Raw genomic sequence first — 14,606 nt, 5'->3', positions numbered from 1 at the left:
ATTAGCTGCTAAGACGACTTGCTTTCGATCTCCGGGGCCGCTACATCAGTTGACCGCCACGGAGGCGACCTCAGACCGACCGAGGTTACCGTCGCGGTCCAAGTCGTAGTTCTTGGTCTCAGCAAGTCGCGAAATGCACACCAAGCTGACTACACACAGGCCGGCCAACATCAGGCCAAAGGTAAATCCCCCCGAAGCCGGAATGACGGCGGCTGCAACCAGAGGCGGGATTGCCCCGCCGATGACACTACCCATCGCATAGCAGAAGCCGGTCGCGGTATAGCGGTAGCGTGTGGGAAACAGCTCGGACAGGAACGCACCGATCGGGCCATTTACCACCCCGGAGATAAACCAGGACAACACGACGGCGGCACCGAATGCCAAAAGCGATTTGCTATCCACAATGGGGAACAGCACGAGTGACCACACAATGGCGCACGCCATAGCGATCATGATCATCCGTCGACGCCCGAACCGGTCCGATAGCGCGCCAGTGAGCGCGATTCCCAGAAAGAGAGCGACGCCCCCGAGCATGCCTACCCCGAGGACGAAGGTGGTATCAAGCTTGAGGGTCCCTGTGCCGTAGCTCGCGAGGTAAGCCCCGCCGATGTAACTGAAAGGAAAGAGGATGATGGCGGTGCCCGTGGCGAGCAGAATCGAGCGCGGCTGACGCTTGAACGCCTCGACCAACGGCACACGGGAAGCGCTTGAGCGCGAGAGTTGCTTCTTGAATACGGCGGTCTCATCGACACTCAGCCGCACCCACATTCCCACTGCGACGAGGACAAGGCTTGCGATGAAGGGGACGCGCCAACCCCAGGTCACGAAGGTTTCCGTGCTCATGGTCAGGCTGGTGATGAAGAACGTTGCGTTGGCCACTGTAGTCGCCGTCGCGCTCCCCAGCGACGGGAGCATGGACCAGACCCCCCGCTTCGCCTTCGGCGCATTCTCCGCGGTGAAGAGCACCGCGCCTGCCCACTCGCCGCCCGCGGCGAGTCCTTGCATGATACGCAGTAGCACGATGAGGATCGGGGCCGCCGCCCCGATCTGATCGGTTGTCGGCATCACGCCGACGAGCACGGTTGCCAGCCCCATAATCATCATTGTCGCGATGAGCGTCCTCTTCCGGCCGAGCCGGTCCCCGAAGTGGCCGAAGAGGATGCTCCCGAAGGGTCGAGCGACGAAGGCGACCCCGAAGACCGCGAACGATGCGACAATGGCGGCGGACGGTCCCAGGGCCGGGAAGAAGACCTTGGGGAACACCAGCGCTGCGGCGGTTCCATAGATGCTGAAGTCGTAGAACTCGACCAAGGTGCCGACGAAACTAGCCATCCCGATGCGCCGCATTTTTGCGGGCGGAACTGCAACAGTGGCTGGGGCAGGAGTAGGTGGGAGGTTCATTTTTCCCGATGGTGTTTGCGTCATTGCAATTCCTTTGACTAGTCGATGCGTTGCACCCATTGGCGACAAGAAGCGCGACTCCGCGTTGTTGTCGTTTCTGGGTGCGCGCTGATCCTGTTGATTTGGGCGGATGGCAAATGGAGGGGTTTCGTTCTATATACCTTGGGGCCGCGACATGATCTTCGGATCCCCAAGAACAGCGATAAGTAAATTAGGGGTGTTAAACACGATATAAGTCGTTCATAAATCCGTACTGATGTACGTTAGCGTCTCGTCGATGCAATGTTTACAGCAGCTGCGCACCGAGGCTCGGGGGTAGCCCGCCACTGTGCGATGAGCGGTCGCGCCGGTAAACCGCCCCTATCGTCATGGGTGCGTCTCACGCACCCGGTTGCACCATAGTCGTCGAGTCGCCCGCTCCTGTCAAGGATGTGCAGAACCTCCATTCGCGGCTGATCTTGCGCCGGCGGATTGAAGACCCTGCCGGATTGTTCGACATAAACCGAGCAGCCCCGCCGTTGCTCGCGGAGAACGATGCAGGCAGAGGTCAGTGAACCGGAACACTATTGGAGTCACCGCGAGGGGTTCAATGGACTCGCCGCTAGTGATTGACGAAGTCCTACAGTATGGGATATCTTTGAAGTCTCCGGGATAGGTCTGGCGGCGCTACCGCGGCACTCAGACCACGGGGCCAAAAGCAGGGGGCTGCGTATTCCTGCTCGGTACTTCCGTTGCCAAAGGTAGTAAAGGACAAGCAAGAAATGTCGATTGAATTGCATCGGTGGTGCGGAACGATCGAAATATCACGCTCAGGCTCAAGCTGCCGGTCGAGATCTCCTTTTCTTCGACCGTTCGATAACTGCACTCAAAGGCGATGACATCTCCATTTCTACTGACGAAATGTCACACGCCACCTGAAAGGAAACAATGACCGCGTCCCAGCAGGACCTCGCACTGCGCGAGCAGGCGCAGGGTTTTTTGTCCCGTGAAGTTCACCATCTCATAATCGATGGTCAGAGCGTTCCAGCCGCCTCCGGGAAGACAATGACGACCGTCAACCCATCGACGGGCGATGTACTGGCGCGACTAGCCTCCGGCGGTCAAGCCGACGTCGATCGCGCGGTTCTCGCTGCACGCAGGGCGTTCAAAGGTCCTTGGAGCGCTTGGTCTCCTTACGAGCGCCAGGCGCTACTGACACGCGTCGGCCAAGTCCTGGACGCAAAATTCGATGAACTGGCCCAGATTGAGGCCGTGGACATGGGCGCACCGGTGACAAGATTGCGCAACTCCAAGGCCGCCTTGATGAAGATGCTGTCCTTCTTCGCCTCGCAAGCAACAAACATCTCGGGGGAGACCCTGATGAATGGCATCCCTGGATCAGTCACCACGATGACGTTGAAGGCCCCGGTCGGGGTTATCGGCGGAATCATTCCTTGGAACGGTCCACTTGTCAGCCAATTCTGGATCATCGGGGCTGTACTGGCCAGCGGGTGCACAGCAGTCCTCAAGCCGGCTTCCGAGGCTTCACTGTCGGTACTGCGAGTGGCCGAGATCCTGCTCGAAGCCGGAGTGCCGGCGGGCGTCATCAACGTGGTCACCGGCTCTGGCAAGGATGCCGGGAATGCCCTCGCGGCCCACCCCGACGTCGACCGCATCGCTTTCACTGGATCGACTCAGACTGGCCGCAGCATCATCCAAGCCTCCACCGTGAACATCAAAAAGCTTCAACTGGAACTGGGCGGTAAGTCGGCAGACATCGTGTGCTCCGACGCCGACCTGGACAAAGCCGTCCCGGGGGCTGCGATGGGTGTTTTCGCCAACTCCGGCCAGATCTGTTTCGCCGGCACTCGCGTGCTGGTTCAGCGGCCCATTGTCGATGAGTTCACCGAGCGTTTGCTGGCCTTCATAAAAACCCTGCGGGTCGGAAACAGCCTGGATGACACCGCGACGCTGGGCCCGGTTATCTCCCAAAACCAGTTGGACAATGTGCTGTCTTACATAGATGTTGGCCGGGCTGAAGGCGCCGAACTGCTCTGCGGCGGCCAGCGGCTCGGGGATGAACTCGAAAACGGCTACTTTATGCAGCCAAGTGTCTTCGGCGGCGTGACGAACGATATGCGAATCGCTCGTGAAGAGATCTTCGGTCCGGTCCTGTCGATTATGCCGTTCGACGACATAGATGAGGCCATCGCTATCGCTAATGATAACGAATACGGCCTTGGAGGGGCGGTCTGGTCGCAGAATCTGTCCACTGCGCTTCGCGTGGTCCACGGCGTTCACACAGGCACTATGTGGGTGAACTGTTACGGCTATGTCGATCCAATGGTCGGATTCAATGGCACGAAGATGAGTGGGTATGGCGCTAAGGGCACTGCTGCCCATATGGACACTTACCTCTATACGAAGAGTGTCTACATGCAACTGTGATAGTTGGGGGGCGGACTGACGTGCAGAAGAAATGACTCCTCGCTCGGACCGCCCCATGCGTTCACTCCGGGCATCTACGGCGCAGCGGCGCGCTTTCTTAGTGCCTAGAAGACAGTGTTTTGCAGTGTGGGCGCTGCCTGGAACGAGCAAGTGCGGCGCGACGTCGAGGACGCGATGCCGCCCTCAAGCAAGCGGCATAGACCATATCCAGAACGCCTGATGGAGAACCAGCGCCGTGAATCAGCCCTAACTCTCGGGCTGAACGAAATGGTTATTCGAGTACTTCCACTTCCTAGCTGACCCGCGGGCCTCTTTTGGATGCCGTGCCTCAGCCAGCTGGCTCCGCCTAGGAAATCGGGGAGCGGCGGGATTCATTTTTACGAACATTGTTCGGTATTGCGTACCGCCTAGGCCTAGCCAACGGCATCATCACTGCAGCAACGTCAACTGGGCATCGGCAACGACGCACCTCAAGGGCCAGGAGAAGCCGGCAACGAGCTGCAGAGTCTCGGAGGAAGGAACTCGATGGAACCCATGCGTCCTAATCCCGGCGCGGTTGAGGCGGAGAGGCCGCCGACGCGGCAGCAGCCACCGCCGGGTGGAGATGCGGCACGCTACAAGACTGAAACGGCGGCCGTCCCGGTCCTGAGCGGCACGGCACGGCCACGTGTCGCGCTAACCGTCTCGCTGATGGGCTTCTTCCTGATCACACTGGACGTCATCATTGTCAACCTCGCCCTGCCGGGGATCGGACGGGAGCTCGGCGGCGGAACAGCGGGGCAGCAGTGGACGATCGATGGCTACACCCTCATGTTCGCTTCCCTCCTTATGTTCGCCGGGAATCTCTCTGAGCGAATTGGCGCGAAGCGGGCTTTCGGGGCCGGTGTTGTCCTCTTCACACTGGCCTCCATCGGCTGCGCGCTCGCTCCTACCCTGGCCATGTTCATTGCTGCCCGGTTCGTCCAAGGGGCGTTCGCGGCCATCATGCTCCCGGCCTCGATGGCCTTGATCCGCGAGGCCTACACCAACCCATACCACCGGGCCCGCGCCCTCGGCGTCTGGGCCATGGGGGGTGGCGTCGCCGTTGCAGTCGGGCCCCCGCTGGGCGGGTTCCTCAGCACCATCGATTGGCGGCTCGTGTTCGGTATCAACATTCCGGTCGCCGCCATCATGATCGTCCTCCTCGGGCGCGTGGCCCCCTCAGGGCCTGGCTCCGCGGCGTTCGACGTGCCCGGCCAGATCACGGCCCTCCTGGGCCTAGGCGCGCTCACGTACTGGCTCATCGACGGTGGCGAGAACGGCTTCATCTCCCCGGTCGCGATCGTCACGCTGGTGCTCGCGGTGGCGGGGATCGGCTCCTTCATCTGGCGTCAGGCCCGTGCGAAGAACCCAATGATGCCCCTGTCGCTCTTCCGGCCGAGGGGGATGCGGATCGCAGTCGTGGTCGGTTTCGCCTTCATGGCCGGCTGGTACGGGACCATATTCCTCAGCACCCTTTTCCTCCAGCAGCACCTCGGGCTCTCCCCCTTGGCTGCGGGGCTCGCGTTCCTGCCGTCGGCGGTGCTCAGCGTCGTGGGCAATCTTGCTAGCGGGCCAATCACCACGAGGTTCGGCGCCCGTCTCCCTGCAGTCACGGGGCTGCTCTCGATGATCGTCGGGCTAGTCGTGTTCGCCGCCACAGCTCCGATAGGGTCACCGTTCCTTACTGCCCTACTTATTGCGCCCATCGGGGTTGGAGGATCGATCGCCATGCCGGCGGTGACCTCCGTCGTCCTAGATTCTGTGGCGGCCGAACGGGCCGGAACCGCAAGTGCCATCTTTAACACGTTCCGGCAGGTGGGCGGGGCCGTCGGGATCGCGGTATTCGGATCTCTTGTTGCCAACAGGTCCGCCTTCCTCGGAGGCATGCAGGTAAGCCTTCTTATCGCGGCCGGACTAGTGGGCTGCGCAACCCTCACGGCGGCTTTCATCCATCCAAATGCGAAGCGATAAGCACGCGGCGTCTGTCAATTATTCCTTCGTGTAACGGTGTCGTTGACCGGCGTGCGCGAGCAGATCTGTGCTGTTGCCATCCATCACCGATTGCAAACGCGCACCTACCGAGAGTGTCCCGTGTGAAGGCCGGGGCCCTTAGGGAGGCCCTGATGCCAGCGTCCGCTGTCCGCTGGCTCAGCGCCTCAGACTTGGCCGCCGTCGAAAGGATGACGGGTGGCCGTGCAATTCTGCGACGAGGATCGAGACAAAAGGATCCGATGCGCCAACATGGGGCACATCGGATCTCGTCCGGGACGGAAAGCCGCATGGCAGCCTAGTAGCTCATCTCATTCCCCGCCGCCGCCCCGAAAGGGGGCACCACCACCGGGCTCTTCGTCGCAATGTTGTACACAGGCGAGGCTGCCTCCGCAGCCGACGCCTCAGGACCAACGTTGACGCCACCATCCGGCCCAGCAACTGCCGTGTGCGCCGATCGCTGATAGACGGCGGTACCGAAACGCAGATCCGGTCCAATCGTGTCGGCAACGATGCGACGGGCTTCTCGTTTCTCGCCGTCCTTCTCATACGAACGGAATTCGAGCTCGCCCGCCACAGTCACCGGATCGCCCTTCTTCAGTGAGTTTGCTGCGTTCTCTGCGAGCGCGCGGAAGGCCGAGACATTGTGGAAGACGGGTTCGCCGTCTTGCCAGGTCCCGTCGGCTCCTTGGATTCGCTGGTTCACGGCGACGCGCAGCTTGGCGTGGGCCACGCCGGACTCGCCGTAGGTGAGCTCGGGGTTGGCGACGAGGTTGCCGGCGATGCTGATCGGGATTTTGGTGCTCATTGTTCTTTTCCTTTCCGGTCCCAGCGGGACTCTCCCACCGGACAGATAGTTTGAGTCAGACTCCTGGGCCCGCGATTGTGGGTCCGTCTACGGACGCCGCGGGCTGCGCCAGGCCGATGTAAGACACCGCCTGGTTGAGCCGAGGATCGGCTTCGACGGCGGGTACCTTGCCCCCGAAGCCAGGTGGATGAGTGACTTCGAGGATCCCCTTCGATGCTGCTGTGACTCGTCCGAGCACGGACTTCGCAATATCGACGCGGGAGGCTGGAAGTTTGCGGTCCGCACCTTCCGCCAAAACACCACTTTCCGTCTCGATGACGGCGTCGGCCCATCCGGCAAGGTAAGAGGCCGATTGTGGTCCGCGGTCGATCCCATGGGCCCGCAGAACCGTGTAGGCAACAGATTCGGCCTCGACTTCGGCGAGCCCGCGGTGATCTGCACTTCTGCCGTAAAGGCGCCCGACGGCGTCGTCCGGGCCGTGCAGCAAAACATGCCCGAGCTCGTGGGCGAGTACCGCGGTGCGCTCCTCAGCGCTTAGCCACGCTCCCACTTGGACGCGGTGCTTGGCGAAATCCGTGTAGCCGCTGGTGAGGCCATATTGGGCGGAGTCGACGTGGACTTCGAAGCCATGCCGGTGAGCGACCTCTGCCAACGATTCGAAAAGCTGTAAGGCGTCGACGCCAGGCCCGGTGCCGTCCCGCGGTACCAGCAGCGGAGTTCCTTGGGTTTGCGAGACATCAAAGACTGCCTGTCCGCGCCAACCGGTGATAACCGTCTTCTTTCCGTCGTCGACGGCGCCACGGGGAATCTTCTCTCCGACGTGTATCCGCTGCCGTGTCCCATCGGGAAGCGTGAATTCCTGCATTCGTGCTGTGCGCGGCGCAATCACCCACAGGGCATGCTCACCCTTAAGTACCGCGCGGCCGTGGCGTTCCCATTCCCTGTACCCTGCGACGAGTGTGGGCTCTTCGGTACCGCGCTGTGCCATCTGCATCATGAGCAGGGCCACGTTCCCTCCGGAGTATCGCCAAAGGGTGGCCGAAGCGTCCAGCAGTACCTGCCAGTGGGAAGGGGATTCAACGGCTTGTTCCAGAATCGTGTGGAGGCCTTCCGTCAAGACGGCGATGCGTTCCTCAGGTGTCATTCGCGCCTTGCCCAGCTGGCCAAACGCGGGCGCAGGATCGTGCGCCCTCGAGCGCGATACGCCCTCACCTCTGGGAGCCACGACAGCCACCTCCATGCCTCTTGGAATCCGCAAACGCGGATATCTGTTCATGTCCACAAGGACGGCGACAGCATGACTTCAGAACTCAACCCCGGGTTGATGATGAGCTGCCTGCCAGTCGATGAACTCTGGACCATCCACCGTGAGGAATCGCGGGGTAGGTTCTTTGTGCGACTGCAGGCCGACGCAGCCGGCCGTGCGCGTGTGGGTTCGGAGGCGTTCGACGGCGTGTGGGAGCCGCTCGTGGAAGGCCAACGGTCCGAAGCCTGGATCGTCGGCGGTGTAAGACGCCTGTTCTGCCCTCTGCAGGGCATAGAGCTCTGCGACGATCTCGGAGTGCTTCCACCAGCAATCGGGCACGACCGAAGTCGTCAGTTGATAGGTCGCGACCAGCCATCTCACCCAGTCTGCGAGCGCAGCCCAGACGCTTTCGGCCTGCTGAGGGCTCATGTCTCGCCAGCGATAGGTCGTGCCCTGCGAACCACTCGGAGCACGGAAAGCCGAGCGGAACAGCTCGGCTGTCAGCTCGTCGTCGTCCGCTCCGGCTGAGGGAACGTCAAAGTGTTCGACGTCGTCATAGTTCCCCATCGCTGGTTCCTTCGGCCGTTTGCTGTCTCAGCTTGTGCCCTTCGGTGAGGGCGCGTTCGGTCTCTGCCTTGGAGCGTCCAAGTTCGGCTGCGTCCTTGCGTTTGTGCCATTCGCGCAGATCCAAAAGGATTGGTCTGGTGCGTCGGCCAAGCATGAGGGCCGTGCCGGCCGGCAGGCGGCGGATCTCATCGAGAGCGATGACGGGACTCTCCCGGATCTGCTCGCCGTCCTGCCGGCCTTGGGATGACCACGAGCGTGTGTTCAGAGTCAGGCTCCGCTCCCCCAGCAGTCCGGCAAGCGAGCGGAGATCACGTTCGTCAGAGCCGCCACCGAAGATCACCTTGATGATGGCCGAGTCCCAGATCGTGGCGGCTTCGTCGATGGACCACCCGGTCCGCGCCTGGGAGAGCGACTGCAACACCACGAGCGTTGAGATACCGATTCCGCCACCGTCCGAAAGTGCAATGGGCAAGCCGGGCCAGGGAGCAAGATTGGCGATTTCGTCGAGGATCAGAGATAAGGGCGGATCGAGTCGACCGCCCAGCGAGACGAAGGCCATTTCCCTCGCGGCATAGTCAATGTCGTCTATCAGCGCAGACAGATACGGGCCTGCCGCGGCGGCCCCCGCTCTTGTGCCGATCAGATAGAGCGTTCCGCGATCACGGATGAAGGTCTTCGGGTCAAATTCCTCGGATTCCTCCTGGGGGTCCAACGCAGCCAAGACTTTCGGCGATGACAGCGGTGCAACTGCCGCCGAGACCCCAATCCAGGAGTTGGAGGTGTTCCTCGGGTCGTCTTCGAGGATTCCCATCAGGTCGGCCTGCCACCCCAGTGCAGCCCCCGGGCGGCTGAGTACCTCCAGTGCTTCACGCGCCAACACCGGGCTTGAGGACCAACGGCGGAAGGCTCGCACACCCTCTCCGGACAACGCCGCCGCGTGGAGAAGACACTGAAGGACTATCAGGGAGCGCTTCTGCCACGCCGCGTTTTCACCTTTCATCTCAGTGTCGGCGGTGATGACCAAGGCCCGGCGTGTGGCGATATCCGGGTCCTGGCAGCCACGGACCGGAGACCAGCGCAGCGACGAAGGTAGTCCAGACATTCCCTGAGGATCGAACACGGTCACCGGCCTGTCCCCCGTGGCGCGGGCTCTCATCGTGACCACGAGATTGTCGGCCCGGGTGGAGGTGGTGACCACCGCGCCGGGGGCGTCGAGGATGGCATTGATAACCACGTAGAGTCCCTTGCCCGAACGCGGCGCCCCTTGAATCACCATCGATTCTTCAGTTGAGACGTGGATCGTGACGCCGCGTGAGCGGCCGAGCGTCCAGGACAGGTCCTGAATAGTCGGGTTGCTCAGCCCGGGACGGGTGAACTTACCCCGCCTCCGAACAGCCCGGGCACCGAAGTCACTCAGAATTTCGGAGCGACGCGCGATGCCGTCCCGATTCAAGATCTCTTGCCGCAGCCAAGCCCCCGATTGCTTCCATCTTCGCCAAGCCCAGATCCCACTCACCGCGAGCGCGGCGACCGAGACCAGTACCGGGGCGATTAGCCACCAGACATCGCCCGTGCCGACGTCGCAGTCGGGAGTTCGGCGCACGATCCAATCGATCCGGCCAGTGAAGAGTCCGAAGGCGGCAGCCGGGTTTGGGGGCGACGGCGGCGTGGTGCCGCACCGCCAAGCGACGACGAGGCGGGTGGCTCCTTGAACCAGGAAGGAAAATCCGACGAGGCCGGAGAGTGTGACGAGTCCGGCGGTGATGAGGGGGCTGGTGTTTCCTGCTCGTGGGTGAGTGAACATCAGATCATCCGGTCGTCGGTGCCGAAGACTTCCAGCTCGTCGGTGGTGACGCGGTTGGCAACGATGAAGGAGCGGTTTCCGACTTTCCAGAGCCCTACGCCCTTGGGAAGGTTCTCCACGTGTTCGCATTCGGCTTCAGTCAGGCCGAGGGCTTCCTTGGTCAGGCGCATGGCGTCGTGCTTTTGCCGGTAAATGATCCGCGTGTCGGCCTCAGTGAGGAGCCCAAGGGCTTTCTGACGGTGTCCGCTGGTGCTGTCGCCGATTTCGTTGAGGTCGGCGACTTTGTGCATGATGAGCAGGTTCGCGATCCCGTAGGTGCGGGCCAGTCGCCACTGCTCGCTCATTTTGGCCAGCATGTAAGGATCGGCGAGCATTCGCCACCCCTCGTCGTAGACCACCAGCCGCTTGCCGCCGTCGGGATTGGTGACCGCAGCCTCGAGCCAGGTCGCCCCGCACGCTGCGGCGAGTGATAGGGCCTGCTCAGAAGCGCCGATCAGCGCGGAGGTGTCCATCACCATCATCGGCGCATCGGCGTCAAAGGCAACGGTTGAAGGGGCATCGAACATCCCCTCCAGATCGCCGGACACGGTGCGTCGCAGCGAGTGGCTGACAGCTGTGCCCCCGTCCCTTCCGACAAGCCCGATCGTTTCCTTTGAAGGGTTCAAGAGGTGGTCCAGGACCATGGGTAGGGTCGGGTTCGAGTTCTGGGCGACCGTTTCCATGAGCGCCATGTCCAACGCCGTGTGCTCCACAGGGCGCAGGGGCATGCCCTGCCGCATAAGGGACACCAACGCCACCAAAAGATAGCGACGGCGCTGGCGCACCACGGCCTGCCACTGCGCCTCACTCAGTACGCTGGAACGCGGACCGGCATCGAGGGGGTTGACCCGGGCTGAGCGGCCCGGGCCGACGGAAATGACTTTGCCGCCTACAGCTTTGGCCACGGCAACCCATTCCCCCTTGGGGTCAGACGCCACGGCCGCCTTCCGCCCAAGCGTGATCGACCGGGCCACCAGGGATTTTCCGCACATGGATTTGCCTGTGCCCACGGTGCCGATGACAACGATCGACGGGCCACTGATGACACCCTTGTCATAGAGAATCCACGGATCGTAGGAAAAAGCTCCAGACCCGAAGACGTCCGTGCCGATGTACGTTCCCTCATGGCCCAGGCCCGATTCCGTGATGAACGGATAGGCCGCCGCAAACGTCAGTGTGGAAGCACGGTGCGGTGCCGGCCGCAACCGATGCGGGCCCCGCAAGGAATTCGGTTCCCTGCTCCCCCAGTCCCCACCGTGTTCGTGACCGTCCAGCCGACCATCGATCGTGTCCCGGAAGCCCCGCAGCCCAGACATCCACGGTCCGCTCTCCCCCGCTACTTCGCGCTGGCGTCGTTCCTTCCTTTGCCGACGGTTGCCACCCGACGGGAGGTATTGAACATTTTGGATGGTCCGCTTCATCGGAGCCCCCTACCGAGCGGAAGGGCACCGGCGACGAACGCCGCCCACTGCTGCCCGGCCAGCAGTCGCAATTCAACGAACGTCCCCGCGGCCGCCGACTCAAGCTCCTGCCTATGTCTCGCCAGATCCTCGAGCGTGGCTGCAGTGATCGTGATGTATGCCGCGGGCCGCACGTCACCGTGGCCTGCAACGATTTCTTCCTCTCGCTGGGCCACTTCCTCTTCTTCTGCCTTTTGCTCACGCGTAAGAGGCCTGTCGAACCGTGTATTGATTCGACGCCGGGTTTCATGAGCTTCCTGGGCAGAACGGATATCCCGCAGTGCCTCGGTTGTGGGCACTGCCCGGATCACTTCAGTCACCGTATGGCGGAAATCGCCCACATAAATCAGTGGATGCAGAAAGCCGGGAAAGACCTTCTGCCGCGGCCACTCAGCGATCCAGAACGTTTGATGAAAACCGGAGTCGGTGCGCACATAGGTCCAGTGCTCCTCGACGGCCATAGGGCCCGAAGGCAGTTTGGACGCCGGATCGCTCTGGCGCATGGGTTGGGTGGCTGGTGTCTGCCGGTGAATGGCGACAGCCGACGGGTCGAAGGCGCCGCGTAAAACCCCGAGGATTCCGTCCTCGCGGAGCCACTCCTCGACCTTGACGTTGTGTGTTCCCAGTGCGGTGATCATGGCCTCCACCTCCAACCGGAGTACGCGTTCAACGCCGACCAGTCCCCCGCCCGACTCCTTGATCCGGCGCCGGGCCTTGGCAGTGTCCACGACCAGAGTCAAAAGCAGATCGTGGCTCATGGCCGACCCAGCTGCAGAAATCAGATCCTCATACGAGCGCTCGCCCCAGGTCAGCTCACCGTCCCCTTCCTTCAGCCGCGCCACTGCGTGGTCGTAGAAGTCACGCAGGGCCTTCGACGGATACGGAACCGTGTAGTCCTGAACGGCAATTCTCGCGACAGTGCTGCGCTGGGCCATGCCCGCCTGAACACGGGACCACGCCTGTACTGCCCAGGCTTTGTCGTCGGTGTCCAAGAGCGCGAAAGACCTCGTGCTGCACCGCAGTACCGCGAGGGCCTCCCTGCCCGGGGCGTCAATGATGAACGACTCGCCCCGCGACGTTCGACGCAGCTCGAGGTTTCCCAGTCCGCCCGGGAGTGCCAGACGGCCCGCAAGGACAGCCCGCTCGGGCCGGACGAGAAAACGAGTCTGACTGACTAACGATCGATGGAAGAACAGGACAGCATGGCCCGCCCATACCGGGTAGGGAATCCGCGAGTACTGTAGCAATCCGAGCAGCATTAGCCCGAGCCACATCGGTCCCGACGCGAATAGTCCGACCGGTCCGTTAGCGGCCGAGGCCACACTCGCAACGAGGACACCGCACGCCAGGAGGAGTAACTGATACCACTTCAAGCCCATGAACAAGCCGCGCCGCTCGTACCGAGGAAACTTGACGGCCTCGAGAGTGCGTGAATTTTCAGACACGGGAATCACTGTCTTTCGGGGGCTGGATATTCGTTTGCGAGCGGACCGATGGTTGCACCGGCGGCGCTATCGATGGAGAGGCCTCGGGAACGGGCGAGGGACGCGACGCCGAACGACTCGGCCGATCGTCAATGATGCCGTGAACAGATCCGTGGGCCGGCGCCCCAGACGTCGCCAGCGACACACTTGTGCCGCGCGCCCGAGGCGAGGCCGGACTGGGCGCAGATGTGCCGTCGTCGAGCATCAAAGGGGTGTCATTTCGGGCAGCCGATCGCGACGTCGTCGTACCAGTCGGCGCGCCGGGTAGTGGCACTTTGGGCGGCAACGCGGTCGTCGGAAATTGGGGGCGACTGGACGGGATCGGGCGAGTTATCGACGAACGGGCAGCAAGGCCAGCGAGCGTGAATCGGCCACCGGCCTGTCGGCTGATCTGCCTTGCAGTGAAGCTGGTGCTTCGCGAAAGGATGTGACCGCCGCCGGCAGTTTGTGCAGCCGCAGCCAGCTCCCCGCCGGCGAAACTGACGAGCCGTAAGGCCATCAGAGGAGCACCGCACGCCAGCGTCATACCGACAACCCCGGCGGCCAGGCCGGCGAACGATTTCGACTCGGCGAAGAGCTTGATGGCAACCGCGAGAATCGTTGCGGCCAGAGGCTTGGCGATGAGCAGCGCGACGACGATCTCGCACCACCGTCGTCCCCAGGATTTTGTCTTCTCCCACGGCATGAGCATGAGAGCAACGGGAGCGACTGCGGCAAGTACAATGAGCGCGAAGGATCGGAAGATCATCGAGCACATGAGAATGAATGCCAAAATCCAGACAACGATGACGGCCATCGCCGTGACGATCACTGCCCCGGCTGCCCCGCTGCTAGAGCCGGGAGCCAATGACACGACGTTCCAGTCCCGGCCGGATCCCGCGGGTGCCCGTTCGAATCCGAAGAGCCGCATGAACACCACGTAGGGATCCGTCCCCATGGAGTCGAGGATTGCTTGCGACGCGGAGTCGCCGATGTGAGTGAGCTGGCGAGCGAGGAAAACTGCTCCGGCCACCATGGGGATGGCGGCTGCACCGCCTACCAGCGCCCTCACCAACCGGCGGGGCTGTTGGCTGATCAGGCCCGATAGAAGCTGAAGAATCATTGCCACGACGAGCGGGGTCATCATGACGACCACCCACCAATTCGTCAGCCCTTGCACGGCGATCCATTGCGAGTCATCAACGTTCGAGACGCTGAAGGCCCCGGTGATGAACGACCAGATCCAGGACGCGATGTTTTGGAGAATATTCGCAAAAAGGGCCGTGACGGCTCCGAGGAAACCATCGTTCGCCTGGGAAACGAGGCCACACCCGGGCGGCCACCACCCATCCAGGTCACACTGAACCGGCATGACGGACCG

At 62.3% G+C, this 14,606-nt stretch carries 10 protein-coding genes; 2 read left to right on the top strand and 8 right to left on the bottom strand.

The genetic code is table 11. The annotated features are described in order from the left end of the window. Positions 1–45: 45 nt before the first annotated feature. Complete coding sequence (locus tag BMF89_RS16580) at positions 46–1,332, bottom strand: MFS transporter (protein ID WP_216353837.1); 1,287 nt, start codon at positions 1,330–1,332, stop codon at positions 46–48. 996 nt (positions 1,333–2,328) lie between these two features. Here BMF89_RS16580 and BMF89_RS16575 point away from each other — a divergent pair. Both BMF89_RS16575 and BMF89_RS16570 read left to right on the top strand, forming a co-directional pair. After that, the gene (locus BMF89_RS16575; protein WP_078108172.1) at positions 2,329–3,828 is read left to right on the top strand and encodes an aldehyde dehydrogenase family protein; all 1,500 of its coding nucleotides are present in this window, start codon (positions 2,329–2,331) and stop codon (positions 3,826–3,828) included. A 534-nt stretch (positions 3,829–4,362) separates the two neighbouring features. Next, complete coding sequence (locus BMF89_RS16570) at positions 4,363–5,820, top strand: MFS transporter (RefSeq protein ID WP_078108195.1); 1,458 nt, start codon at positions 4,363–4,365, stop codon at positions 5,818–5,820. 316 nt (positions 5,821–6,136) lie between these two features. Here the strand turns inward: BMF89_RS16570 and BMF89_RS16565 are convergent, their stop codons facing one another. The 7 genes from BMF89_RS16565 to BMF89_RS16540 form a co-directional block, all read right to left on the bottom strand. After that, on the bottom strand, positions 6,137–6,646 hold the full coding sequence (locus BMF89_RS16565; RefSeq protein WP_078108171.1) for a single-stranded DNA-binding protein: 510 nt from the start codon (positions 6,644–6,646) through the stop codon (positions 6,137–6,139). Between the two features lie 55 nt (positions 6,647–6,701). After that, positions 6,702–7,790, bottom strand: a complete 1,089-nt coding sequence (locus tag BMF89_RS16560) for an ArdC-like ssDNA-binding domain-containing protein (RefSeq protein ID WP_078108170.1) — start codon at positions 7,788–7,790, stop codon at positions 6,702–6,704. Positions 7,791–7,949: 159 nt separating this feature from the next. Next, positions 7,950–8,459, bottom strand: a complete 510-nt coding sequence (locus tag BMF89_RS16555) for a hypothetical protein (RefSeq protein WP_078108169.1) — start codon at positions 8,457–8,459, stop codon at positions 7,950–7,952. Continuing rightward, positions 8,446–10,263, bottom strand: coding sequence for a TraM recognition domain-containing protein (locus BMF89_RS16550; RefSeq protein WP_171983526.1), 1,818 nt, complete (start codon positions 10,261–10,263; stop codon positions 8,446–8,448). The genes BMF89_RS16555 and BMF89_RS16550 overlap by 14 nt, the downstream gene beginning before the upstream one ends. Continuing rightward, positions 10,263–11,723, bottom strand: a complete 1,461-nt coding sequence (locus BMF89_RS22000; protein WP_216353836.1) for an ATP-binding protein — start codon at positions 11,721–11,723, stop codon at positions 10,263–10,265. Before BMF89_RS22000 ends, BMF89_RS16550 begins: the two co-directional genes overlap by 1 nt. After that, positions 11,720–13,207: an SCO6880 family protein gene (locus BMF89_RS16545; RefSeq protein WP_078108167.1), complete on the bottom strand. Its 1,488-nt coding sequence runs from the start codon at positions 13,205–13,207 to the stop codon at positions 11,720–11,722. Before BMF89_RS16545 ends, BMF89_RS22000 begins: the two co-directional genes overlap by 4 nt. Beyond that, on the bottom strand, positions 13,200–14,597 hold the full coding sequence (locus BMF89_RS16540) for a type IV secretion system protein (protein ID WP_078108166.1): 1,398 nt from the start codon (positions 14,595–14,597) through the stop codon (positions 13,200–13,202). The genes BMF89_RS16545 and BMF89_RS16540 overlap by 8 nt, the downstream gene beginning before the upstream one ends. Between the last annotated feature and the right edge of the window lie 9 nt (positions 14,598–14,606).

The organism is Arthrobacter sp. SRS-W-1-2016 (assembly GCF_002009585.1).
In the GTDB taxonomy this organism is placed as follows: Bacteria; Actinomycetota; Actinomycetes; order Actinomycetales; family Micrococcaceae; genus Arthrobacter; species Arthrobacter bambusae_A.
The sequence above is the reverse complement of the archived record's forward strand: the minus strand, read 5'-3'. Positions and strand labels throughout refer to the sequence as shown.